The 21961-nt window shown below is 48.1% G+C and carries 22 protein-coding genes; 13 read left to right on the top strand and 9 right to left on the bottom strand.

Annotated elements, in window-relative coordinates:
* Positions 1 to 2: 2 nt before the first annotated feature.
* Genes purN through ICN49_RS10150 form a run of 3 tightly spaced genes read left to right on the top strand, consistent with a single transcriptional unit; the run spans position 3 to position 3454 of the window.
* Entirely contained in the window at positions 3 to 632 is a 630-nt protein-coding gene (gene purN / locus ICN49_RS10160) for a phosphoribosylglycinamide formyltransferase (protein WP_216167957.1), read from the top strand.
* Positions 629 to 2221, top strand: coding sequence for an RsmB/NOP family class I SAM-dependent RNA methyltransferase (locus ICN49_RS10155; protein WP_255535504.1), 1593 nt, complete (start codon positions 629 to 631; stop codon positions 2219 to 2221). Before purN ends, ICN49_RS10155 begins: the two co-directional genes overlap by 4 nt.
* A 33-nt stretch (positions 2222 to 2254) precedes the next feature.
* The gene (locus tag ICN49_RS10150) at positions 2255 to 3454 is read left to right on the top strand and encodes a DesA family fatty acid desaturase (protein WP_216167956.1); all 1200 of its coding nucleotides are present in this window, start codon (positions 2255 to 2257) and stop codon (positions 3452 to 3454) included.
* A 70-nt stretch (positions 3455 to 3524) separates the two neighbouring features.
* On the opposite strand, the gene rpmG is transcribed toward ICN49_RS10150, so the two are convergent.
* From rpmG to radC, 3 genes are all read right to left on the bottom strand, one after another.
* A complete protein-coding gene (rpmG, locus tag ICN49_RS10145) occupies positions 3525 to 3692 on the bottom strand; it encodes a 50S ribosomal protein L33 (protein WP_015421876.1) in 168 nt (55 codons plus the stop codon).
* An 11-nt stretch (positions 3693 to 3703) separates the two neighbouring features.
* A complete protein-coding gene (gene rpmB / locus ICN49_RS10140; RefSeq protein ID WP_088526345.1) occupies positions 3704 to 3937 on the bottom strand; it encodes a 50S ribosomal protein L28 in 234 nt (77 codons plus the stop codon).
* Between the two features lie 143 nt (positions 3938 to 4080).
* The gene (gene radC / locus ICN49_RS10135) at positions 4081 to 4776 is read right to left on the bottom strand and encodes a RadC family protein (RefSeq protein ID WP_216167955.1); all 696 of its coding nucleotides are present in this window, start codon (positions 4774 to 4776) and stop codon (positions 4081 to 4083) included.
* Between the two features lie 30 nt (positions 4777 to 4806).
* On the opposite strand from radC, the gene ICN49_RS10130 reads away from it, so the two are divergent.
* The 7 genes from ICN49_RS10130 to ICN49_RS10100 all read left to right on the top strand — a co-directional run bounded on the left by ICN49_RS10130 (position 4807) and on the right by ICN49_RS10100 (position 10994).
* Positions 4807 to 5253, top strand: coding sequence for an FKBP-type peptidyl-prolyl cis-trans isomerase (locus ICN49_RS10130; RefSeq protein WP_216167954.1), 447 nt, complete (start codon positions 4807 to 4809; stop codon positions 5251 to 5253).
* 6 nt (positions 5254 to 5259) lie between these two features.
* Positions 5260 to 6201, top strand: coding sequence for a 4-hydroxy-3-methylbut-2-enyl diphosphate reductase (ispH, locus tag ICN49_RS10125; RefSeq protein ID WP_216167953.1), 942 nt, complete (start codon positions 5260 to 5262; stop codon positions 6199 to 6201).
* A gap of 23 nt (positions 6202 to 6224) precedes the next feature.
* Positions 6225 to 7406: a branched-chain amino acid ABC transporter substrate-binding protein gene (locus ICN49_RS10120; RefSeq protein WP_216167952.1), complete on the top strand. Its 1182-nt coding sequence runs from the start codon at positions 6225 to 6227 to the stop codon at positions 7404 to 7406.
* 97 nt (positions 7407 to 7503) lie between these two features.
* Entirely contained in the window at positions 7504 to 8439 is a 936-nt protein-coding gene (locus ICN49_RS10115) for a branched-chain amino acid ABC transporter permease (protein ID WP_216167951.1), read from the top strand.
* Positions 8432 to 9514, top strand: coding sequence for a branched-chain amino acid ABC transporter permease (locus tag ICN49_RS10110; protein WP_216167950.1), 1083 nt, complete (start codon positions 8432 to 8434; stop codon positions 9512 to 9514). The genes ICN49_RS10115 and ICN49_RS10110 overlap by 8 nt, the downstream gene beginning before the upstream one ends.
* On the top strand, positions 9511 to 10278 hold the full coding sequence (locus ICN49_RS10105; RefSeq protein ID WP_216167949.1) for an ABC transporter ATP-binding protein: 768 nt from the start codon (positions 9511 to 9513) through the stop codon (positions 10276 to 10278). Before ICN49_RS10110 ends, ICN49_RS10105 begins: the two co-directional genes overlap by 4 nt.
* The gene (locus ICN49_RS10100) at positions 10278 to 10994 is read left to right on the top strand and encodes an ABC transporter ATP-binding protein (RefSeq protein ID WP_216167948.1); all 717 of its coding nucleotides are present in this window, start codon (positions 10278 to 10280) and stop codon (positions 10992 to 10994) included. Before ICN49_RS10105 ends, ICN49_RS10100 begins: the two co-directional genes overlap by 1 nt.
* A 29-nt stretch (positions 10995 to 11023) precedes the next feature.
* Here the strand turns inward: ICN49_RS10100 and ICN49_RS10095 are convergent, their stop codons facing one another.
* Entirely contained in the window at positions 11024 to 12217 is a 1194-nt protein-coding gene (locus ICN49_RS10095) for an acetylornithine transaminase (RefSeq protein WP_216167947.1), read from the bottom strand.
* A gap of 42 nt (positions 12218 to 12259) precedes the next feature.
* The gene (locus tag ICN49_RS10090) at positions 12260 to 13297 is read right to left on the bottom strand and encodes a CDP-6-deoxy-delta-3,4-glucoseen reductase (RefSeq protein ID WP_216167946.1); all 1038 of its coding nucleotides are present in this window, start codon (positions 13295 to 13297) and stop codon (positions 12260 to 12262) included.
* 27 nt (positions 13298 to 13324) lie between these two features.
* On the opposite strand from ICN49_RS10090, the gene ICN49_RS10085 reads away from it, so the two are divergent.
* The gene (locus tag ICN49_RS10085; RefSeq protein WP_216167945.1) at positions 13325 to 14221 is read left to right on the top strand and encodes an SDR family oxidoreductase; all 897 of its coding nucleotides are present in this window, start codon (positions 13325 to 13327) and stop codon (positions 14219 to 14221) included.
* Here the strand turns inward: ICN49_RS10085 and ICN49_RS10080 are convergent.
* The 3 genes from ICN49_RS10080 to ICN49_RS10070 form a co-directional block, all read right to left on the bottom strand.
* Positions 14202 to 15974, bottom strand: a complete 1773-nt coding sequence (locus ICN49_RS10080) for a glutamine--tRNA ligase/YqeY domain fusion protein (protein WP_216167944.1) — start codon at positions 15972 to 15974, stop codon at positions 14202 to 14204. The genes ICN49_RS10085 and ICN49_RS10080 overlap by 20 nt on opposite strands.
* Before the next feature lie 82 nt (positions 15975 to 16056).
* Positions 16057 to 17559: a tripartite tricarboxylate transporter permease gene (locus ICN49_RS10075; RefSeq protein ID WP_216167943.1), complete on the bottom strand. Its 1503-nt coding sequence runs from the start codon at positions 17557 to 17559 to the stop codon at positions 16057 to 16059.
* 18 nt (positions 17560 to 17577) lie between these two features.
* Complete coding sequence (locus ICN49_RS10070; RefSeq protein WP_216167968.1) at positions 17578 to 18039, bottom strand: tripartite tricarboxylate transporter TctB family protein; 462 nt, start codon at positions 18037 to 18039, stop codon at positions 17578 to 17580.
* 126 nt (positions 18040 to 18165) lie between these two features.
* On the opposite strand from ICN49_RS10070, the gene alaS reads away from it, so the two are divergent.
* Complete coding sequence (alaS, locus tag ICN49_RS10065; RefSeq protein WP_216167942.1) at positions 18166 to 20790, top strand: alanine--tRNA ligase; 2625 nt, start codon at positions 18166 to 18168, stop codon at positions 20788 to 20790.
* A 14-nt stretch (positions 20791 to 20804) separates the two neighbouring features.
* Positions 20805 to 21032 (top strand): sulfurtransferase TusA family protein, encoded by a 228-nt coding sequence (locus ICN49_RS10060; protein ID WP_216167967.1) that lies wholly within the window; start codon positions 20805 to 20807, stop codon positions 21030 to 21032.
* A 28-nt stretch (positions 21033 to 21060) separates the two neighbouring features.
* Here ICN49_RS10060 and galU read toward each other — a convergent pair whose 3' ends face one another.
* Positions 21061 to 21945 carry a UTP--glucose-1-phosphate uridylyltransferase GalU gene (galU, locus tag ICN49_RS10055; RefSeq protein WP_216167941.1) on the bottom strand — a complete coding sequence of 295 codons (885 nt, stop codon included), beginning with the start codon at positions 21943 to 21945 and terminating at the stop codon, positions 21061 to 21063.
* Between the last annotated feature and the right edge of the window lie 16 nt (positions 21946 to 21961).

Here is a 21961-nt window from a genome sequence, read left to right as displayed (position 1 = left end):
GCATGCCTTCTATCGTCACCTTAATCTCAGGCCGCGGATCTAATTTCGAGGCCATCGTCAAAATAGCCCAAAAAGAGCAGTGGCCGGTCAAGTTTGCCGGGGTCATTGCTAACCACTCAGCCGCTAATGGCCTTGATTTTGCTCGCTCTCAGGGCATTCCAGCCTTTTTCATTGAGCACCGTGAGCATGCTTCCCGAGAGTCTTTCGATGCAGCCTTAATTGCCAAGATTGATGAATTGGGTGCTGATTTGGTGGTCTTAGCCGGTTTTATGAGAATTCTGACTCCGGGCTTTATTCGTCATTTTGAGGGGAGATTGATCAATATCCACCCAGCCTTGCTGCCAGCCTTCCCTGGTTTGCACACGCATGAGCGTGCTTTAGAGGCCGGCGTGAAGGAACATGGTGCCACCGTACATTTTGTGACCGAAGGCGTGGATGAGGGTCCAATCATCTGTCAGGCCTCTGTTCCGGTACTTGAAGGAGATGATGCCGACAGTTTGGCGGCGCGAGTTTTAGCCGCTGAGCATCAGATTTACCCGCGGGCCGTAAAATGGTTCCTTGATGGACGATTGCGAATAGAAGGTAATCAAGTGAAGCTTTTCCCCCCAGAGTCGCAATTATTGAAATTATGAGTAAAGAACGTTCATCCCGCGGAGCTGGTAGTAGCTCTAAATCCGGCTCCAGATCTAGCTCAAGGCTAGGCCCCGAAAAAAGTTACGCTGCTAAATCTAGAGATCCACAACGTAGTACTGAGCGTCGCAATGCTAGTGGCAACCTCATTGCACCAGTAGGGCAAAAGAATTTCTCCAACGCCAAGGCTTTGCCTCAACATGCGCTGCATTTAGAGCGCTTGCTTCCAGAGTTGTTGAGTTTTGAGCAACCAGCTGATCGGGTGGTGAGTCGCTATTTCCGCTCCGAGCCGCAGCTTGGCAATCGCGATCGCGCGCTGATTGCAGAGAGTGCATTTGCTATTTTGCGTCGTAAAAACGAGCTCTCTCAACTTGCCGTGAGTGGCGAAGGTTCTCAAGCTAGACGCTTAGCCCTCTTGGGTTTGATGTCCGCTCTGACTGAAGGTGGTCTTGGTTCGGCTAATCGTGCAGAGAGTGCAATTGCTGACTTAGCTCACGTGCTCAAACCTGGCGAATACGAATGGTTGCAACATGTCTCAACCGTTGACCGTGCCACTTTAAATCCACTGGTTCGCAACAACTTGCCCGACTGGCTTTGGGATGCATTTGGAAAATATCCTGGTGAAGAAGCGCGTGAGGAACTTGCTAAGTCTTTGATGCAACCAGCCTTGCTGGACTTGCGTGCCAATACGATGAAGACAACTCGCGAGCAATTACTCGCCGAGATGAATGCCTTGGGTGGGCGTTATCAAGCCATTCCAACGCCTTATGCGCCTGATGGTGTTCGCATCATGGGTAAGCCTGCTTTGCAGAACACTGTTGGCTTTAAAGCTGGCATGTTTGAAGTACAAGACGAGGGCAGTCAGTTGCTGTCCTATTTGCTTGCACCTAAGCGCGGTGAAATGGTGGTCGACTTCTGTGCTGGTGCTGGTGGCAAGACTTTAGCGATTGGGGCACTCATGCGCTCCACAGGGCGTTTGTATGCTCTTGATACATCTGAGCGTCGCTTGGCCAATTTGAAGCCAAGGCAGGCCCGTAGCGGCCTTTCAAACGTTCATCCTGTGTGGATTGATAGTGAGAACGATGCCAAGATCAAACGTCTAGCCGGAAAGATTGATCGAGTCTTGGTTGATGCCCCTTGTAGCGGTATGGGAACACTCAGACGCAACCCGGATATCAAATGGCGTCAAACGCCTGCTGGACTCTTGGAGTTAAATGAAAAGCAAAGCAATATTTTGGCCTCTGCAAGTCGCTTGCTAAAGCCAGGTGGTCGCCTGGTGTATGCCACCTGCAGCTTGTTACCCCAAGAAAATCAAGCCATTGCCGAGGCTTTCTTAGCATCGCACCCTAATTTTGAGGTTGTTCCAGCGGCTGAGGTGCTCAAGCCCCTTTTTCCAAAAGATGCCTTACCCGTTGGTTGCAGTCTGGATAACCCTTGGTGGCAGTTGTGGCCACATATTCATGGAACAGATGGTTTCTTTGGGGCCGTGTTCCAAAAGAAAGCGTCCGCACCAGTAGCGGATGGCGAGAAAGAAGCGTTAACAGAGAAAAAAGTGAAAACTAAGAAGCTGGAGAAGGCTGAGAAGAATTAAAATAAAGGTTTAGACCTCTTTAGGGACACCCTTTTGAACACAGCTTCAGTTTCAAGTTTTGACCTCTTTCTGAATTGGCTTGCGCACGGATATTTAGACTGGTCTTGGTGGCAAATTCTGGTTTTCACCTTGATCGTTACCCACATCACGATTGCTAGCGTCACGATCTTTTTGCATCGCTGCCAAGCGCACCGTGCTTTAGATTTGCATCCAATTGCATCCCATTTTTTCCGTTTTTGGTTGTGGCTTACAACCAGCATGGTTACTAAGGAGTGGGCAGCCATTCACCGCAAGCATCACGCTAAATGCGAGACCGTTGATGATCCGCACAGCCCACAAATCCTCGGTATTGGCACCGTTCTTTCTCGTGGAGCTGAACTCTACAAAACAGAATCCAAAAATCAAGAGACACTAGATAAGTTTGGCCATGGCACACCAGATGATTGGATTGAGCACAATGTTTATGCCAGCCTTTCTTGGCAAGGTCTTGGTTTGATGCTCATCATCGATGTGTTTTTATTTGGCGCAATTGGCCTGACTGTTTGGGCTGTACAAATGCTGTGGATTCCGATTACTGCTGCCGGCATCATCAATGGTATTGGCCACTACTGGGGATATCGCAACTACGATTGTGAAGATGCCTCCACCAATATTGTTCCCTGGGGAATTTTGATTGGCGGCGAAGAGTTACATAATAATCATCACACCTTTGCGACGAGTGCCAAGCTTTCCAACAAATGGTACGAATTCGATATTGGCTGGCTCTATATTCAGATGATGAGCACAGTAGGTTTGGCTAAAGTGAAGAAGACTTCACCAAAGCCAGTGCTGAGCGACTTACGCCCCGCAGATCAAGGCACTCTTGAGGCAATCATTGCCAACCGTTATGAAATCATGGCTCGTTATAGTAAGACTCTGCGGAGTTTCTTTAGTAATGAAGTCCAGCATATGCAGGTATTAGCCTCACATCTAAAGGATGCGCGCACCTGGTTGGGTAAAGATGAAGCCCGCTTAAGCGAGGCAGAAAAGGCAAAGCTTGAAGAGTTGATTGCTAGCAATACACAGTTGCGCAAGATGATTGAAATGCGACGCGACTTGCAAGCAATCTGGAGTCGTTCTAATGCAACTGGTGATCAGTTGTTATCGCAATTGCATACTTGGTGTCAGCGTGCCGAAGAGAGTGGCCTCTCGAGTTTGCGTGACTTTTCTTTACGATTACGTCGCTACGTATAAGTTGGTCGAGTCATGGACAATAAAAAACCCGCTGATGTAGCGGGTTTTTTATTTGCTGCAAGTACGTAAATTACTTGAGCTTTGTTTCTTTGTAAGCAACGTGCTTGCGAATGGTTGGATCGAACTTCATGATCTCCATTTTCTCAGGCTTTGTACGCTTGTTTTTTGAAGTGGTATAGAAGTGACCAGTACCAGCTGATGACTCTAATTTGATTTTTTCTCTGCCGCCTTTAGCCATTTTTGTGCTCCTTAAATTTCGCCGCGTGCACGTAGATCAGTCAAAACAGCATCGATGCCATTTTTGTCGATAACGCGCAAACCAGCATTGGTTAAGCGCAAGCTAATCCAACGGTTTTCAGATTCAACCCAGAAACGGCGGTTTTGCAGATTAGGCAAAAAGCGACGCTTCGTTTTATTGTTTGCATGGGATACATTGTTGCCAACCATCGGCTTCTTCCCAGTGACTTGGCAAACTTTTGCCATGACGGACTCCATTAATTGCGAAAAAAGAAGATTGTATCAGGCTAAGCCCCTTTTGATCTACCCCCAATGCGCTTTAGTTTGGAGCCCTGCCAGGCCAAAAGGCTTTTTGGGGTGTAAATTATTAGTTAAGTTAGTATTTACTATCATTTATCACCAATTTTCATAAGGCCAGCATCCGAAAACGAGAAAAATCCACTGCCGCTCACAATGCAGTGGTCAAGCAGGGGAATATCGACCAATTGCAAGGCGTTTTTGAGGGTTTGGGTAAGGTTTTGGTCAGCTTCGCTGGGAATCGGGTTGCCACTAGGGTGATTGTGAGCCACGATTAGGGCGCTGGCATTTCTGGCCAAGGCTTCTTTGAGGATTTCTCTGGGGTATACGGCGGTCTGGGTGATGGAGCCCCGAAACAGCTCCTGACACTCGATTAGGCGATAGCGGGAGTCCAGGTAAAGACAAAGAAAGACCTCATGGGGTAGACGCCCAATTTTGGCCTGTAAGAACTCTCGGACATGCATGGGCGATAAAAAAATAGAGTCTTGAGCCAATCCCTCCTCAAGACTACGCTTTACCAGCTCATAGGCGGCCTGGATTTGTGACCACTTAGATAGTCCCATTCCATGGATTTGCGTCAGCTCTTCTGGGCTGGAATTCAATAGCTTTGGCAGGCTTCCAAAGTGATGAAGCAGGTCTTCGGCAAGGGCTACGGCTGACTTACCTTTCACCCCCACCCTGAGAAAAATGGCTAATAACTCAGCATCAGTCAAAAAAGCCGCCCCATGGGTGCGGAGCTTCTCTCGGGGCTGCTCTGTTTTAGGCCAATCTGAAATCGGGGAGTGCATAGTTTGTACGGGTCTAGATACAATCACCTTATGACTAAGCTTACGGTGTTGCCTAACTCCTACTTGACTCTCAACTATCGGCTGACTTTGCCCAGTGGGGAGGATTACATCAATACCTTTATTGACCGCCCTGCAACGGTGATGATGGGATCTGGACAATTTGCGCCTTGTTTTGAAAAGGTGTTGTTAGGACTTGGTTTGGGTGAAAAAAAGACTGCCTTATTGCCGCCGGAAGAAAGTTTCGGAGAGCGCAAAGACGATTTAGTGCAGTGGGTTTCCTTGGGCGCTTTGAAAGAAGGGCGCGATGACGACGTGCAATTTAATCCTGGTGATGTGATTGAGTTCAATGCTCCTGGCGGCGCTCAATATGCGGGTGTGTTGCAATCGATTAATGAAGAGGGCGCTTGGTTTGATTTCAATCACCCCTTGGCTGGAAGGCCGGTGACGTTTGAAGCTGAAATCGTTGGCATCCTTTAAATCCAGATGAGCGATAAAGACACTGCAGAAATTTTGATGGCTCAACCCCGTGGTTTTTGCGCGGGTGTTGATAGAGCGATTCATATCGTAGATGAAGCATTGACACGTTTTGGCGCGCCGATTTATGTGCGACATGAAATTGTGCACAACGTTTATGTGGTCAATGAGCTGCGAGAAAAAGGCGCAGTCTTCGTTGAGGAATTGCATGAAGTTCCCAAGGGTGGCATTGTGGTCTTTAGCGCTCACGGGGTATCTCAAGAAGTTCGTAGGGATGCAGAGGAGCGGGGGCTGCAGGTATATGACGCGACCTGTCCTTTAGTGACCAAGGTGCATCTTGAGGTTGTGAAGATGTGTAAAGACGGCTTCACTGTGTTGATGATTGGCCATGCAGGGCATCCTGAGGTTGAGGGCACGATGGGCCAGGTCAAAGAAGGCGTGTTTTTGATTGAGAGGGTGGCTGATATAGCAGGCCTGCCATTTGCAGCAGATGAAAAAATGGCTTTTGTCACGCAAACCACGCTCTCTGTAGATGAAACCAAAGAGATTGTTGAAGCCTTGACCCAAAAGTTTCCCAAGATTGTTCAGCCTCGTAAGCAAGATATTTGTTATGCGACACAGAATCGCCAGGATGCTGTCAAATTTATGGCACCCCAAGTTGAGGTGGTGATTGTCGTGGGTAGCGCGACGAGCTCTAACTCCAATCGCTTGCGAGAGTTGTCTGAAAAATTAGGCGTACCTTCCTATATGGTGGATGCACCTGAACAACTGAAGCCAGAATGGTTTGCTGGTAAAAAGCGGGTAGGCCTAACTGCAGGCGCTTCAGCCCCCGAGAGCTTGGCACAGGCGATTGTGGCGCGCATACAAGAATTTGGACCCAGACAGGTGCGCAATCTAGACGGTGTTGTCGAAGATGTAATATTTTCATTACCTAAAAACTTAGTTAACTGATGCATTTACTAAAGGAGTTGTTGATGAGCGATTCAAAAGGGATATTTATCAAGAGTGCATTGGCCGTTTCAGCTGCTACGGTATTGATGCTAGCGGGCTGCGGAAAAGGTGGCGACAAAGCTAGCTCGATTCCTAGCGATGCTGTTGAGGTCAAAATTGGTCACGTTGCCCCATTGACTGGCCCGATTGCGCACTTGGGTAAAGATAATGAAAACGGCGCACGCCTCGCTCTTGAAGAAATTAACAAGGCCGGCTTGACGATTGACGGTAAAAAAGTCGTTTTGACTTTGGTGCCTGAGGATGATGCAGAAGATCCAAAGACAGCAACGCAAGTCGCGCAAAAATTAGTTGATGCAAAAGTGGCTGGAGTTGTTGGCCACTTAAACTCTGGCACCAGTATTCCAGCATCAAAAATTTATAGTGATGCAGGCATTACCCAGATTTCCCCATCATCTACCAATCCTGATTACACCAAGCAGGGTTTTAAAACGACTTATCGCTTAGTAGCAACAGATGCGCAACAAGGTCCAGCCTTGGCTGACTACGTATCCAAAAACTTGAAAGCAAAAACCGTAGCCATCATTGATGACTCCACTCAATACGGTAAAGGCTTAGCTGATGAGTTCGAAAAAACCATTAAAGCTGCTGGCGTCAAAGTCGTTACCCGCGAGGCTAGCAATAACAAGGCTACTGACTTCAAAGCCATTCTGACTAAAGTGAAGGGCACTAAGCCTGACGTCATCATGTACGGCGGTATGGATGCGACTGGTGGTCCATTAACTAAGCAGGCAGCAGAGCTTGGTATTAAAGCCAAAGTAGTTGGTGGTGACGGCATGTGTACTGAAAAATTGGCTGAACTTGCTGGTGATGCGGTGGTGAACGTAGTGTGCTCTGAAGCAGGTATGGCTCTTTCTAAAATGGCTCAGGGTGCAGACTTCCAGAGGCGCTACAAAGAACGCTTTAATTCTGATGTGCAAATTTATGCGCCATTTACCTATGATGCGGTGTATGTCTTGGTGGATTCTATGAAGCGCGCCAACTCTACCGACCCTTCTAAGATCTTGTTGGTGATGCCAGATACTAAGATGACGGGCCTGATTGGCAACATTGCTTTTGATAACAAAGGCGATATGAAAGAAGGCGTGATTACTTTGTACGACTTTAAAGACAAAAAGAAAACGGTTCTTGAAGTCATTAAGATGTAAGAGGCCTCAACTCAAACAGCACCGCAATTGCGGTGCTGTTTTTTTTGACCTTATCTTGTGACCTAAACTCATTTCATTTAATTTCCCGATTGAATTAATGGATATCCTCCTCCAGCAGATCATCAACGGCTTAGTGCTTGGTAGCATTTATGCCTTGATTGCTCTGGGTTACACCATGGTGTATGGCGTACTGGGCATTATTAATTTTGCCCATGGTGAAGTATTGATGATCGGTGCCATGGTGTCGTTGTCATTGCTGCGGTTGATTCTGAGTCTCACAAGTGATTTACCAGGATGGTTAACACTCTTAATCGTCTTACCGGTCACGATGGCGGTCTGCGCCGGTCTGAGCTATTTGATTGAGCGCATTGCCTACCGCCCATTACGTAATGCCCCGCGTTTAGCCCCCTTGATTTCTGCCATCGGCATGTCAATTCTGCTGCAGACAATTGCGATGATGATCTGGTCGCGTAATCCCATGACCTATCCACAGTTGCTGCCATCAAGCCCTATTGACGTATTTGGTAGCGGTGCAACTATTACCGGAAAAGAAATTGTCATCATTGTGGTTGCGCTAGTAGTCATGTGCGGGTTACTGTTCTTAGTGGAAAAAACTAAGCTAGGCCGCGCTATGCGCGCCACTGCAGAGCAAACACAAATTGCTGCACTGATGGGTGTCAATCCCAATCGTGTGATCTCCATCACCTTTATGTTGGGCGGTGCATTGGCCGGTCTAGCGGGCGTGATGATTGCCAGTAATTATGGCAATGTGCATTTCTATATGGGATTTATTCCTGGGCTTAAAGCCTTTACTGCTGCCGTATTAGGTGGCATTGGAAATTTACAGGGCGCTATGTTGGGTGGCCTGCTCTTAGGCTTAATTGAATCATTGGGTGCCGGCTACATTGGCGAGCTAACAGGCGGCGTTTTTGGTTCTAACTACCAAGATATCTTTGCCTTCCTCGTGCTTATCCTGGTTTTAGTGTTGCGTCCTACTGGTTTGCTCGGCGAGAAAGTCTCGGACCGTGCTTAATCGTTTTACTCAAATCAATCGAGCCACGTATTTATGGCTAGGAGTAGTTGCTCTGATTCTTCTGCCTTGGGTGGTGGGCGCTAGTGGCGGCAATTACTGGGTGCGTGTTTTAGATTTTGCTTTGCTCTACATTGTTTTGGCTTTAGGTCTAAATGTAGTGGTGGGTTTTGCGGGCTTATTAGACTTGGGTTACATCGCTTTTTATGCCTTGGGCGCTTATAGCTATGCTTTGCTAGCTTCTCCGCATTTACCTCAGAATTTTGAAGCGATTGCCACTGTTTTTCCGGCAGGCATGCATTTTTCACCATGGTTCGTTGTCGTTTTCGCGATCATTGTGACGGCCGTATTTGGAATTTTTTTGGGCTTACCCACACTGCAGTTACGCGGCGATTATTTGGCGATTGTGACTTTAGGTTTCGGTGAAATCATTCGTATCTTTATGAATAACTTGGATCGTCCACTGAACCTGACCAATGGTCCAAAGGGCATTACGGCAATTGATCCAATTCAATTATTTGGTATTAATTTTGCCAAGACCTTGGACTTGGGTTTTATCAAGATGCCAGGTCTGTATCTTGTCTTTTATCTATTTGCATTGCTGGCGATTGCTGTGGCAATCGTGTGCTTACATTTACAAGACTCGCGGATTGGGCGCGCATGGGTGGCTATTCGCGAAGATGAGATTGCTGCTAAGGCCATGGGTATTAATACGCGCAATATGAAGTTAATGGCCTTTGCCATTGGCGCTTCGTTTGCCGGAGTTGCCGGCGTCCTCTTTTCTGCATTCCAAGGTTTTGTATCGCCCGAGTCATTTACGCTGTGGGAATCTATCGTCGTATTAGCCATGGTGGTCTTGGGTGGTATTGGCCATATTCCTGGAGTGATATTAGGTGCCATCTTGCTGGCTGTTTTTCCCGAAGTCTTGCGCGGTGTGGCACAACCTGTACAGAATTTTCTATTTGGTCATGTCCTAGTTGATGTCGAGGTGATTCGTCAATTGATCTATGGCTTGGCTTTAATTCTGGTCATGCTGTATCGCCCTGGTGGCATTTGGCAGAAGCGGAGCGCATCATGACTTTGCTACTCGATGTCACGGATGTATCCAAACGCTTTGGTGGTGTGCAGGCTTTGGAAAATGTTGGCTTACAAGTCCCACACGGATCGATTGTGGGCTTAATTGGCCCTAATGGTGCCGGCAAGACCACCTTCTTTAACGTCATCACCGGACTTTATCCGGCCGATGCTGGCATATTTCTTTTTGATGGTGCTGCCTATTCTCCAGAGTCTGTTGCTAATGTCACTAAAGCTGGATTAGCCAGAACCTTCCAGAACATTCGTCTCTTTGGTGAAATGACCGTTCTTGAAAATGTGATGGTGGGTTGTCATTGCCGCTCTAACGCTGGCTTGCTCGGCGCTATCTTTCGCTTCCCGTCGACAAAAAAGGAAGAGCGGGCTATTCGTGAAAAATCACGCTTGTTGCTGGCGTATGTTGGCTTAAGTGAATATGCGGATATGCAGGCGCGCAACTTGTCTTATGGACATCAACGTCGCCTAGAGATCGCCCGAGCTTTAGCAACTGAGCCTAAGCTCTTAGCTTTGGATGAGCCTGCTGCGGGCATGAACGCCACCGAAAAATTAGAGTTACGTGAATTGCTCTTACGCATTCGGGAGGATGGCACAACGATCTTGCTCATTGAGCATGATGTGAGTCTCGTAATGGGGATTTGCGATAACTTGACTGTCTTAGACTATGGCAAGGTGATTGCTACTGGTAAGCCAGCAGATGTGCGTACTCATCCAGAAGTCATTCGTGCTTATCTTGGTCAGGGGGCTGTGTAATGAGCTCAGCACTCTTAAAAGTTCAGAATCTCAAAGTCGCTTACGGTGGGATTAATGCCGTTAAGGGAATTGATTTTCATGTGGGAGAAGGTGAGCTAGTCGCTTTGATCGGTGCAAATGGCGCTGGCAAAAGCTCAACCCTCAAGGCGGTTGCCGGATTATTGAGTCCAGCAGCTGGTGAGGTGGAATTTAATCGGCAGCAGACAAAAGCCATGCCTGCATATGAATTGGTCAAGCTAGGCTTAGGTTTGGTTCCTGAAGGTCGCGGTGTTTTTAAGCGTATGACCATTTTAGAAAATCTACAGATGGGGGCATTCTTAAAAACGGATGCCAAGGCATTTGAGCGCAAGTTAGAAGAGGTGTATTTTTATTTCCCTAGGCTAAAAGAACGTCTATCTCAATTGGCCGGAACCTTATCAGGCGGTGAGCAACAGATGGTAGCAATGGGCAGGGCGATGATGGCAGAGCCGAAGTTGTTATTGCTTGATGAACCATCTATGGGTTTATCACCCATCATGGTGGAGACCATCTTTGATGTGATTCGCAATCTTGCTGCTAAGGGTATGACGATATTGTTGGTAGAACAAAATGCACGCTTAGCATTGCAGATGGCTGATCGCGCTTATGTGATGGAGAGCGGTTTAATTACCTTCAGTGGAGCGGGTAAAGAGCTTTTGCAAGACCCACGAGTGCGAACTGCCTATCTAGGTGAGTGAGTAGGCGAATAATTCGGGTTAAGCAATATTTAAGCTACCTGCTTTAACAACTCGCGCAGCATATTGCACATCTGACGAATCTCATCATCAGACACATTGAGTGCTGGCATAAAGCGCAATAGATTGGGTCTCGGTGAGTTAATGAGTAAACCTTCTGGGCTGCGATCACGCGCTAGGTCTACCAATTTTCCACCAACGTCCTTGCTAAGCATGAGGGCGCGTAAGAGACCCTCACCACGTTCGCCTTCAAGACCAAATTCTTCAGAGAGAGCAAGGAGTTCAGAGCGCAGTAATTGGCCTTTGGCTTTGACGGAGTCTAAAAACCCTGGGGCTAATAGTTGCTCAATTACGCTAATGCCAACTGCAGTCATTAATGGATTGCCATTGTAAGTGCCGCCTTGGTCGCCAGGAACAAAGCAAGCGACTGCATCCGTTGCCATCAGTGCTGCGAGTGGAACACCGCCACCAATACCTTTTCCTAAGGTCATGATGTCAGGCTCAATGCCGTAATGCTGATAAGCAAATAGAGTGCCTGTGCGACCACAACCTGCCTGTACTTCATCCACGATCAAGAGGATATTATTTTCTTTGGTGAATTTACGCAGGCTCGTCATGAACTCGGCGCTCGCTGGAATCACACCGCCTTCACCTTGAACTGGCTCAACCATGACTGCAACAGTTTTATTAGTCACCAGTTTTTTGACTGAGTCCAAATCATTGAGATCTGCTTTAGGAAAGCCTGGAACTTGTGGGGCAAACATCGTGTCCCAACCTGGTTTACCAGAAGCGCTCATGGTGGCAATCGTGCGGCCATGAAAGCTGTGATCAAAGGTGATGATTTCAAAAGCACCAGACTTATTGAGTTGACCCCATTTGCGCGCTAACTTGATTGCGCCTTCATTAGCTTCAGCGCCACTGTTGGCAAAGAAGACTTTATTAAAGCAACTATTGTCCGTGAGTAGATTTGCCAGGCGAATCATCGGCTCGTTGTAAAACGCTGGACTTGGATTAATCAGTTTTTTGGCTTGAGCGTTGAGTGCCGCGATCATGCCGGGGTTGCCATGGCCCAGGCAATTGACTGCCCAGCCTTGCAAGAAGTCTAAATAGCGCTTACCGTTGTTATCCGTTAGCCACGAGCCTTGTCCCTCAGCCATGACCAATTCTGGTCTTTGGGTGATGAACATAATAGAGTGAGCATCTACGGACTGGGCTGGCTTATTCATTCTGATGACTGTCTGCAACGGTTAAATAGAAAGAGGATTTTATTATCCCGCAAGATCTGCGGCACTAGTAAAGGAATCCGCAAAGAATTCTTCCTCGGGCAGATGACATTGTGATGAAAAGTCCTGACGTGCGGCATTGACCATGACTGGGGCTCCGCAAGCGTAGACCTGGAAGTCTTTGAGGTTTGGGTGATCCGTCATCACTGCTTCGTGCACAAAGCCACTACGACCATCCCAGGCATCTTCAGGGAGTGCATCAGAAATCACCGGGATGTATTTAAAGTCCGGCAGGTCTTGTGCCCAGGTCTCGCATAAGCTATTCATATAGAGGTCGCTCGGACGACGTCCACCCCAATACAGGGAGATAGGCCTTTGAATCTTTTTCGCCTGCATTTGTTCAATGATGGATTTGATGGGGGCAAAGCCAGTGCCGGCCGATACAAAGATGATGGGCTTCTTGGAGTCTTCTCTTAGGAAGAAGCTACCTAGCGGGCCTTCAAAACGCAGAATATCTTTTTCCTTGAGCGCTGGATCTTTTGCAGCAAAGACAAAATCTGTAAACAGTCCACCTGGCAGGTGACGAATATGCAACTCTAGTGGGCCTTCTTGCTCTGGAGCATTGGCAATGGAATAGGCCCGGCGTTGGCCATCTTTGAGTAGAAATTCAAGATACTGACCCGCTAGAAACTGAAAGCGTTCAGAAGCAGGCAGTTGGAGTTTCAAAATAGCCACATCACTGCCGTGCCTGGCAATCGCATTGACGCGACAAGGCACTTTGCGAATCGCAATATCTCCAGCTCCTTGTACTTCGCGAGCCTCAATGAGCAAGTCAGATTGAGGGTGGGCACAACAAAATAAAGTAGCGCCGCCAGTTTCGTCGGCACGTGACATGGCGCTTTCGCTATGCTGGCCATGGGTAACTTGACCCTCTAGGACTTTGCCTTTGCAAGATCCGCAGGCACCATTTTTACAGCCATAGGGTAAATTGATATTTTGGCGCAGAGCAGCTTCCAGGACAGTTTCATCCTGATTCACAGTAAATTGTTTACCGCTCGTTTTGAGCGTGACTTGGTAGGACACTCTCATTCCTTTCAATAAATCGTTACGATGTCACTTATGCAATCTTTTGGTAAACCCCGAATCCTGATCATTGGCTGTGGCGACATTGGTCTCCGAGTAGCTAAACAGCTTTGTCGGAACTATCGCGTTTTTGCGCTCACTTCGCAGCAAAGCCGTTTTTCAGAATTGAGGGGACTTGGCATCACTCCTATTTTGGGGGACTTAGACAAGCCAGAGACTCTCTGGCGTTTAAGTGGTTTGGCGGAAACCGTGATTCATTTGGCGCCACCCCAGAACATAGGTCATCGTGATAGCCGAACCCGCAACCTGACCCGAATTTTAGCCCAAGGGCCCGCTAGCCTCAGTCGCCTCATTTATGTGAGTACTACAGGGGTCTATGGTGACCATAAAGGGGGTCGAGTGTCTGAGATAACGCCAGTAAATCCTCAAAGTGAGCGCGCGAAGCGGAGGGTCGATGCTGAGCGGGTCTTACGCCTATGGGGACCAGCTCATGGTGTCGCTGTCACGATTCTGCGCGTACCGGGCATTTATGCTGCCAATCGCCTCCCAGTCGAGCGCTTGCAAGCAAGGACGCCAGCGCTAATATCGGATGAGGATGCGTATTCAAATCACATCCAAAGTGATGATTTGGCCCGCTTGGTTTGCGCTGCGGTGTATCACGGCAAACCTCAGAGGGTTATCAATGCCTGTGACGGCGGTGAAACCAAAATGGGGGATTACTTTGACGAGGTGGCAGATGCTTTTGGTTTGGAGCGGCCTGCGCGAATGCCTGCAGCAGAGTTGCAGAAAATAGTCAGTCCAATGCTGTGGTCGTTTATGCGTGAATCCAGGCGTGTGACCAATACTCGATTGCCCGAACTCAAAACCCCGCTACGCTATCCCAGCGTGGCAGTATTTTTGAAGACTATTTCCAAGAATCCTTGAGGCCGACTGCGCGATTGAAGACTGGCTTGCCAGGTTTTGAATCAGATTGGTCTGCGACAAAATAGCCATGACGTTCAAACTGGAAGCGATCTTCCGCTTTGGCATCGTTCATGCAAGGTTCTAGGTAAGCAGTGATGGTTTTCTTGGAATTTGGATTGATTGCGTCTAAGAAATTCTTATCACCGCTATCAGGGTGCGGATCACTAAAGAGATGGTCGTAGATTCGCACTTCAGCTGGAATGGCTTCAGCGGCACTCACCCAATGAATATTGCCTTTAACCTTGTAATTATTTGACCCTGGCGTCCCGCTTTTGCTGTCGGCAAAGTGCGTCGCATTCACTTGAATGACATTGCCAGCAGCATCAGTTTCAAAGCCAGTGCACTCGATCACGAAGCCGTGACGTAAGCGCACTCTTCCACCAGGCTGATCACCAGTGGGCGGATAGAGTCTAAAGAATCCTTTAACAGGTTCTCTCATAAAGTCGTCGGCTTCAATCCACAACTCACGTGTGAAATTGAATTCACGATTACCCCATTCAGGATGCTGGGGGTGACGAGGTGCTGAGCAAGACTCGCTAGCTGCAGCATCGAAGTTTTCAATCACCAACTTCAGTGGCTTGAGTACGGCAGTAGCCCGTGGTGCTCTAGCTTCTAGATCATCGCGCAAGGCTTGCTCCAGCGTGCTCATATCAATCCAGCTATCTGCTTTCGAGACCCCAATACGCTCACAGAACAAACGAATACTTTCTGGGGTGTAGCCTCTACGACGTATACCTACTATGGTTGGCATACGCGGGTCATCCCAAGCCTCGACATGATTCTCTTCCACCAGTTGCAACAACTTACGTTTACTGGTGATGGTGTAAGTTAAATTGAGGCGGGCGAATTCATACTGATGTGGCACAGGATCTTTGAAGATACCCAGCTCTTTTAATGCGTTCACAATCCAGTCATAGAGCGGACGATTGTTTTCAAATTCCAGAGTGCAAATGGAGTGTGAAACATTTTCCAGTGCATCCGAAATGCAGTGGGTGTAATCGTATAAAGGGTAGATGCACCACTTGCTGCCTGTGCGGTGATGATCAGTGTGGCGAATGCGATAGACGACCGGATCGCGCATCACAATATTCGGATGCGCCATATCAATCTTCAGGCGCAGAACATGTTCACCATCTTTAAATTTGCCATCGCGCATTTCACGGAAGAGGGTAAGATTTTCTGCAGGGCTGCGGTCACGGAAAGGGCTATTTTTTCCAGCTTGGCCAAAGTTACCGCGATTGGTATGAATGTCTTCAGCACTTTGACTGTCAACATACGCCTTCCCATTTTGAATCAGAATTTCTGCAAACTCGTACAGGCGATCAAAGTAATCACTGGCGTGATACAGATGATCACCCCAGCTAAAGCCCAACCATTTCACCGCATCCAAAATGCTGTCGGCATACTCAACATCTTCTTTAACCGGATTGGTGTCATCTAGGCGCATATTGCAGCGAGCGCCGCCAGGCAATGCGTTGTAGTCAGCCGCCAGGCCAAAGTTCAGGCAAATACTTTTGGCATGACCGATATGCAGGTAGCCATTTGGCTCTGGTGGAAAGCGGGTAATGATAGATGGGATGGCTTGATTGGCTAAATCTGTACGCTGAGCAAATGCGCCACTGGCTAAGTCATGATCGATGATCTGACGTAAAAAATTGGAGGGCTCGGCTATTGCGCCGGCAGCGGCTTTAGGTGGTTTGCTATCTTGGGACATGCCCACATTGTAGAGAAAAGCCCCAAACCATAAAGAAAAAGCCCGCAAACTGCTGCGGGCTCGTTTCTATGGAGACTGAAGATTACTCTTCTACGAAGGCGGCCTCTCGGGTTGCTTTTACTGCCGGCAAAGCCACGATAACGACCAAGAGGGCTGCTGCGATGAGCAGGCCTAATGAGAGTGGGCGGGTTAAGAAGGTTGTGAAATCACCGCGGGAGAGCAACAAAGCGCGACGGAAGTTCTCCTCCATCATTGGTCCGAGGATGAAGCCAAGGAGTAATGGAGGGGGTTCACAACCCAATTTGTAGAACAGGTAGCCAATTAAGCCAAAAGCTGCTGTGACGTATACGTCAAAGACAGTGTTGTTCACGGTGTAAACACCGATACAGCAGAACACCAAGATCGCTGGGTACATAAAGCGATAAGGAATCTTCAGGAGCTGTACCCACATACCGATCAATGGCAAGTTCAAAATAATCAGCATCATATTGCCGATCCACATTGACGCAATCAGACCCCAAAACAAGGCTGGGTTGCTGGTCATTACCTGTGGACCAGGCTGAATGTTGTGAATGGTCATCGCGCCAACCATCAATGCCATCACAGCATTAGGTGGGATACCTAAGGTGAGCAATGGGATAAAGGATGTTTGAGCAGCAGCATTGTTAGCTGACTCTGGACCTGCTACACCCTCAATGGCACCTTTACCAAATTCATGGCTGTACTTAGAGGATTTCTTCTCAACTGAGTAAGCGCCGAAAGCAGCCAAAGCAGCACCGCCGCCTGGCAGGATACCCAAAATTGAGCCAATAGCTGTGCCACGCAAAATCGAGGGGATCATACGCTTCACGTCTTGCTTGGTTGGGATCATAGTGGTCATCTTGTTTAAGAAGCCCTCATCCTCACCTTTCTTTTCCAGATTGGTCATGATTTCAGCGAAGCCGAAGACGCCCATTGCCACCGCAACGAAGCCGATACCATCACTTAATTCAGGGATGTCAAACGCATACCGTGATACGCCAGAGTTCACGTCGGTACCGATCAAGCCCATTAACAAGCCTAAAACGATCATGCCAATAGCCTTAACCAATGAGCCGGAAGCAAGAACCACCGCGCCAATTAACCCCAAGACCATTAGGGAGAAGTATTCAGCGGGACCGAATTTAAATGCTAATTGGGAGAGTGGTGCAGCAAAGGCTGCCAATACGAGGGTTGCTACACACCCTGCAAAGAATGAGCCCATACCAGCGGTAAAGAGGGCTACGCCCGCTCGACCGTTTCGGGCCATTTGATACCCATCGATCGCCGTCACCACCGAGGAGGTTTCACCTGGGATGTTGAGCAAAATGGCAGTGGTGGAGCCGCCGTACTGGGAGCCGTAGTAAATACCAGCCAACATGATCAATGCGGCAATTGGAGGCAAAGCATAGGTTGCTGGCAGAAGCATTGCAATCGTTGCAATTGGGCCAAGACCAGGAAGAACGCCAATCAAGGTGCCAAGCACGCAACCAATCAGGCAGTAAAGAAGGTTTTGCAGCGTAAACGCTGTATCGAAACCGAGGGCTAAATTAGCAAATAAGTCCATTTTTAGAGTCCGGGTTCGTTATTGTTGAAGAAAGAAAGGTAGCAATGGGAACTGAAGCTTCAGACCCAGCACAAATACGGAGTAGGTAAAGACAATCAGGACAATCGCATTGACTAAAGTGCCTTTCCAATGAAACTCATGACTGGCGCTAGCAGACATAAATACCAAGACGGCAATCGCAATAATAAAGCCCATTGTTGGCAAAAGGATGCCGTAAAGAACGACAGAGCCAGTAATCATGCCAATGATTTTCCAGTCAAACTTGGGAATCTTTTCAATCGCTGCTTTAGCGCTGAGAGATTTCACCAAAATGAGCAGGCCTAAGGCTGTCATGAGAATGCCAAGCCACAATGGGAAATAGCCTGGGCCCATTTTGGCGGGTGTGCCCATTTGGTATTGCAAGGCTACAAAGGTAAAGAATAGGCCGATGACCATATACATGATCCCTGCACCAAAGTCTTTTTGATTGCGGATATTCAAGTTGCGCTCCTTGTTCATCGACATTTGTGCCGATTTATTTATTGATGTTGTGCGATTGTAAGGCAGGTAGGGGGGTATCTTGTCTAGGGTTTGCCCTGCACTGGTGCGAATGCGATAATTATTCCCATGAAAGTTTCCCAAATTCGCCAGGCCTACCTGGACTTCTTTGCCGCCAAAGGCCACCAAATCGTCCCATCCAGCCCAGTGGTACCGGGGGATGACCCCACGCTGCTATTTACCAATGCAGGGATGAACCAGTTTAAAGACGTGTTTTTGGGCTTTGATAAGCGCCCCTATACCCGCGCGACAACTGCCCAAAAATGCATCCGGGCTGGTGGCAAACATAATGACTTGGATAACGTGGGCTACACAGCCCGTCACCATACCTTTTTTGAGATGTTAGGTAATTTCTCTTTTGGCGACTATTTCAAGAAAGACGCCATTCAATTTGCTTGGGATTTATTAACGGAAGTTTTTAAGCTTCCCAAAGAAAAACTCTTAGTGACGGTCTATGCCGAAGATGACGAGGCATATGCGATTTGGAAAGATCAAATTGGCGTACCAGCTGATCGCATCATTCGGATTGGTGATAACAAAGGTGCGCGTTATGCATCCGACAATTTTTGGATGATGGGCGATACAGGCCCTTGCGGTCCTTGCACTGAGATTTTTTACGATCACGGTGAACATATTCCCGGCGGCCCTCCAGGCAGTCCAGATGAAGATGGCGATCGCTTCATTGAGATTTGGAATAATGTGTTCATGCAATACAACCGTGATGAAGCGGGCAATATGCATCTACTGCCTAAGCCTAGCGTTGATACTGGTATGGGCCTTGAACGTATTGCCGCAATCTTGCAGAAGGTTCATTCCAACTATGAAATCGATCTGTTTGTTAATTTGCTCAAAGCCGCAAAAGAGGCGGTAGATGCCGCTGGCGGAGGAAATTGTGATGCGGAGAGTCCGTCACTCAAGGTGATTGCTGATCACATCCGAGCCTGTAGTTTTGTGGTGGTAGATGGCGTGATCCCTGGTAACGCTGGTCGTGGTTATGTCCTGCGTCGTATTGCCCGTCGTGCGATTCGTCATGGTTATAAATTGGGTGCACGCAAACCATTCTTCTATCAACTAGTGCCAGCCCTCGTTAAAGAAATGGGCGAAGCCTATCCAGAACTACGTGCTGCACAAGACAAGGTGAGTGAAGTGCTCAAGCAAGAAGAAGAACGCTTCTTTCAGACGATTGCTAATGGCATGGAAATATTGGAAGGCGCTTTGGCCGGCGGTGCAAAAGTGGTCGATGGTGAAACTGCATTCCGTTTGCATGACACCTTTGGCTTCCCATTGGATTTAACCGCAGACGTCTGTCGCGAGCGCGATGTTACTGTCGATGCGCAAGGTTTTGAAGTAGCGATGCAAAAGCAGCGCGATCAAGCCAGGGCTGCCGGTAAGTTCAAAGTGGCTCAGGGCCTGGAATACTCAGGTAAACCAACGCAGTTCCACGGTTATGACAGCTTAAAACATGAGGGCGCAAAGGTAACGGCGCTGTATCTGGATGGCTCATCAGTCCCATCCGTTAAGGCGGGCGATGCTGCAGTCGTTGTCTTGGATAGCACGCCTTTCTATGCTGAGTCAGGCGGCCAAGTGGGCGACAAAGGTGAGTTACGCAATGAAGGTGTGCGCTTTACGGTTGAGGATACTTTCAAGATTCAGGCTGATGTATTTGGTCACCAAGGTGAAGTGGCTGAAGGTGAACTTAAGGTGGGCGATTCCATCAATGCGCTGGTCGATGTGCAACTAAGAACCGAGACCATGCGCAATCATAGCGCTACCCATATTCTGCATAAAGCTTTACGTGAAATCTTAGGCGATCACGTGCAACAAAAAGGCTCTTTAGTTGATGCGAGTAAGACCCGCTTCGACTTTACGCATAACGCACCCATTACTGCTGCCCAGATTAGACAAGTTGAAGATATTGTCAATCGTGAGATTTTGACCAATGCTGCAACTTCAGCAAAAGTGATGTTTTTAGATGATGCCCAGAAGACTGGCGCCATGATGCTCTTTGGTGAGAAATATGGTGATGAAGTACGCGTACTAGAAATTGGTAGCTCAAAAGAACTTTGTGGCGGTACGCACGTAGAACGCACTGGTGATATCGGTAGCCTCAAGATTGTTTCAGAAAGTGGTGTGGCTGCTGGTATTCGTCGCGTTGAGGCGGTTACTGGACAAAATGCTTTGCACTTCTTGCAAGATCTTGAAGACAAGATTAACGAAGCTGCTGCTGTACTCAAAACCCACCCTGGAGACTTAGTCAATCGCGTGACCCAACTGCAAGACAGTTTGCGTCAAGCTGAGCGTGAGTTGGAGAAAGTGAACTCTAAGTTTGCTGCTAGTCAAGGTGATGAGTTGGCTACCCAAGCAGTGGATGTCAACGGCATCAAGGTCTTGGCTGCTCGTTTAGATGGTGCTGATGCGCAAGTCTTACGAGAAACCATGGATGCCCTCAAAGCAAAACTGAAGACTGCTGCCATTGTGTTGGCCTCTGTGCAGGGCGATAAGGTGAGTTTGGTGGCCGGTGTGACTGCCGATGCCATTGGTAAGGTAAAGGCTGGTGACCTCGTCAATTTCGTAGCCTTGCAGGTGGGTGGCAAAGGCGGCGGCAAGCCAGAAATGGCAATGGCCGGCGGAAATAATCCTGCAGCCTTGGGGGCCGCTTTAGCGGGCGTTAAAGATTGGGTTGCAAGCAAATGACCGAAATCAGCAATATCGTATTTAACGCAGAGGTAGATGCCATTGGCATGAATTGCCCACTACCTATTTTGCGCACCAAGAAAGCTTTAGCAACGATGCAGTCAGGTGAAGTCCTGAAGATTAAGGCAACCGATGCTGGCGCCGCTCATGACTTCCCTGCCTTTGCTAAACAGACAGGTAATGAGCTCATCGCAACTGCCAATGAAGGCAATATCTTGGTTTTCTTCCTCAAGAGAAGATAGGCGAAAGACAGACGAAAAGATAGACTGCTTAGCCTAAAGAGCGACTCTTTAAGTAAGCAGCGAAATCATCCTTCACTTCTGGATGACGTAAAGCAAATTCCACAGAAGCTTTGAGCAAGCCAATTTTGCTACCGCAGTCATAGCGCACACCATCGTATTCATAAGCAAATACAGGCTCTTCTTTGAGCAATGCGGCAATCGCATCAGTGAGCTGAATCTCTCCGCCAGCACCTGGCTTGAGATTGCGAATATGTCTAAAGATCTCAGAAGATAAAACGTAGCGACCAACTACTGCTAAGTTTGATGGAGCGTCTTTTGGTTGCGGCTTCTCTACGATGCCATTGAGGCGGTAGATGCCTTTGCTAACTTCATTCCCCGACACAATGCCATAAGAGCTGCTTTTGGCAGGGTCAATTTTTTCTACAGCCAATACTGAGCCGTTTTGCTCATCAAAGACTTTAAGCATTTGCTTGAGAACAGGTGGGTTTCCATCCAATAAGTCATCAGCCAAGATCACTGCAAAGGGTTCATCCCGCACTAACTTTTCTGCACATAAAACGGCATGGCCCAGGCCCAGAGCTTCTGGCTGGCGAACGTATACGCAATCCACATGACTTGGCTTAACGCTGCGAACAATTTCGAGTAATTCTTTTTTATTCTTAGCCTCTAACTCTGCTTCTAATTCATAGGCTTTATCAAAATGGTCTTCAATCGCACGTTTGCTGCGACCGGTAACGAAAATCATTTCAGTAATGCCGGCGGCAATTGCCTCTTCAACCGCATATTGAATCAGCGGCTTATCAACCACATTCAGCATTTCCTTGGGACTGGCTTTAGTAGCCGGCAAGAAACGAGTGCCTAAGCCAGCAACAGGAAAAACTGCTTTAGTAACTGCTTTGGTATTCATAGACATTTCGAATTTAGCTCTC

Source organism: Polynucleobacter finlandensis (assembly GCF_018881755.1).
GTDB classification, from domain to species: domain Bacteria; phylum Pseudomonadota; class Gammaproteobacteria; order Burkholderiales; family Burkholderiaceae; genus Polynucleobacter; species Polynucleobacter finlandensis.
Note: the sequence above shows the minus strand (reverse complement) of the source record. Positions and strands in the feature narration are given on the sequence as shown.

Coding starts and splice junctions, on each gene's coding strand:
- purN (WP_216167957.1), top strand. CDS start 3: ATGCCTTCTATCGTCACCTTAATCTCAGGCCGCGGATCTAATTTCGAG.
- ICN49_RS10155 (WP_255535504.1), top strand. CDS start 629: ATGAGTAAAGAACGTTCATCCCGCGGAGCTGGTAGTAGCTCTAAATCC.
- rpmG (WP_015421876.1), bottom strand. CDS start 3,692: ATGGCTAAAGGCGGCAGAGAAAAAATCAAATTAGAGTCATCAGCTGGT.
- rpmB (WP_088526345.1), bottom strand. CDS start 3,937: ATGGCAAAAGTTTGCCAAGTCACTGGGAAGAAGCCGATGGTTGGCAAC.
- radC (WP_216167955.1), bottom strand. CDS start 4,776: ATGCACTCCCCGATTTCAGATTGGCCTAAAACAGAGCAGCCCCGAGAG.
- ICN49_RS10130 (WP_216167954.1), top strand. CDS start 4,807: ATGACTAAGCTTACGGTGTTGCCTAACTCCTACTTGACTCTCAACTAT.
- ispH (WP_216167953.1), top strand. CDS start 5,260: ATGAGCGATAAAGACACTGCAGAAATTTTGATGGCTCAACCCCGTGGT.
- ICN49_RS10120 (WP_216167952.1), top strand. CDS start 6,225: ATGAGCGATTCAAAAGGGATATTTATCAAGAGTGCATTGGCCGTTTCA.
- ICN49_RS10115 (WP_216167951.1), top strand. CDS start 7,504: ATGGATATCCTCCTCCAGCAGATCATCAACGGCTTAGTGCTTGGTAGC.
- ICN49_RS10105 (WP_216167949.1), top strand. CDS start 9,511: ATGACTTTGCTACTCGATGTCACGGATGTATCCAAACGCTTTGGTGGT.
- ICN49_RS10100 (WP_216167948.1), top strand. CDS start 10,278: ATGAGCTCAGCACTCTTAAAAGTTCAGAATCTCAAAGTCGCTTACGGT.
- ICN49_RS10095 (WP_216167947.1), bottom strand. CDS start 12,217: ATGAATAAGCCAGCCCAGTCCGTAGATGCTCACTCTATTATGTTCATC.
- ICN49_RS10085 (WP_216167945.1), top strand. CDS start 13,325: ATGTCACTTATGCAATCTTTTGGTAAACCCCGAATCCTGATCATTGGC.
- ICN49_RS10080 (WP_216167944.1), bottom strand. CDS start 15,974: ATGTCCCAAGATAGCAAACCACCTAAAGCCGCTGCCGGCGCAATAGCC.
- ICN49_RS10075 (WP_216167943.1), bottom strand. CDS start 17,559: ATGGACTTATTTGCTAATTTAGCCCTCGGTTTCGATACAGCGTTTACG.
- alaS (WP_216167942.1), top strand. CDS start 18,166: ATGAAAGTTTCCCAAATTCGCCAGGCCTACCTGGACTTCTTTGCCGCC.
- galU (WP_216167941.1), bottom strand. CDS start 21,945: ATGTCTATGAATACCAAAGCAGTTACTAAAGCAGTTTTTCCTGTTGCT.